The organism is Candidatus Diapherotrites archaeon (assembly GCA_040755695.1).
In the GTDB taxonomy this organism is placed as follows: domain Archaea; phylum Iainarchaeota; class Iainarchaeia; order Iainarchaeales; family 1-14-0-10-31-34; genus JBFMAK01.
In genome coordinates, this window is sequence record JBFMAK010000035.1 from 1 (window position 1) to 1,322 (window position 1,322).

Consider the following 1,322-nt stretch of genomic DNA (forward strand, 5'->3'; position numbering starts at 1 on the left):
AAGTTGAACGGCTCCAACCCGTGTGGTTTCTTGAGCTTAGCCGAGTTCGAGAAACCCCGAAAGGAGGAGCCATTCGATGAACAAGATGGGGATGCGGGCGGTCCGCCGCAAGGGGCAAAGGCGGTTTTCGCCGATGGCGGTGCTGGACCGCGCGGCGTACGAGGACGCGGATCTGGACACGAAGGTGGCGTTGATCCAGGAGTTGATTCCCTTGGGACTTCTGCACGTGCAGGAGACGTTGCAGGCGGAGGTGCAGCAGTTGGCCGGAGAGCGTCATGCGCGCAAGACGGAGGCGCAGGCCGGTCGTCGCTATGGCCACAATCCCGGCAGCGTGAAGCTCGCTGGGCAAAAGCTGCCGATTGCCGTGCCGCGGGTGCGCGGGGCGGAGGGTGAGATTCCTCTGGCCAGTTACGGCCGCTTGCACGATGGCGATGGGGAGGTTGACGAGCGGTTGTTGCGTCGGGTGCTGTATGGCATCTCGTGCGGCAACTACGGGAAAGCGGCGCGGGCCGTGCCCGGGGCGATGGGATTATCGCGCTCCTCGGTGTCGCGGGAATTTGTGGCCGCCTCGGCGGCGCAACTGAAGGCCTTCCAGGAGCGGGAGTTGTCGGACGAGGACTATGTGGCGCTGTTCCTGGACGGGAAGGTATTTGCCGACGCCACGATGGTGATCGCGCTGGGCATCACGATGAGGGGGGAGAAGCGGATCCTGGGTTTTGTCGAGACCGACACGGAGAATCAGACGGTGTTGTCCGGATTCTTGCGCTCCTTGTTGGATCGTGGTCTGGACATCGCGCAGGGCATCCTGGTGATCATCGATGGCGGGAAGGGGTTGCGCGCGGCGGTGCGCAAGGTGTTCGCGAAACGGGCGTTGGTGCAACGGTGCATGTGGCACAAGCGGGAGAACGTGGTCAGCCATCTGCCGCTGCGGGATCAGGCGGCGTGGCGGCGGCGCTTGCAGAAGGCGATGGACCGGCCCACCTACGCCGAGGCCAAAGCCGCTCTCGAGCGTCTCATTGCCGAACTGGACACCATCAATCAATCGGCGGCGGCCAGTCTGCGGGAGGGGTTCGACGAGGTCCTGACGTTGCATCGTCTCGGGGTCTTCGCGCAATTGGGCCGTTCGTTCAAGACGACCAACTGCCTGGAGAACATCAATGGTCTGATCGAGGATCGCTGCGCCAAGGTGGACTGCTGGAAGAACTCGAACCAGCGGCAGCGCTGGCTGGCGGCGGCACTGTTGGACATCGAACCACGGCTGCGCACCGTGCGCGGATACCGGCATCTCAGAACACTGCGGGACGCCTTGCAACGAGAACTGA

General features: G+C 63.7%; 1 protein-coding gene. It reads left to right on the forward strand.

Annotated features, from left to right (window positions below):
• Positions 1–76 precede the first annotated feature (76 nt).
• Positions 77–1,322 (forward strand): IS256 family transposase (locus AB1467_07510; GenBank protein MEW6296101.1); only part of this gene is annotated, 1,246 nt, incomplete at its 3' end.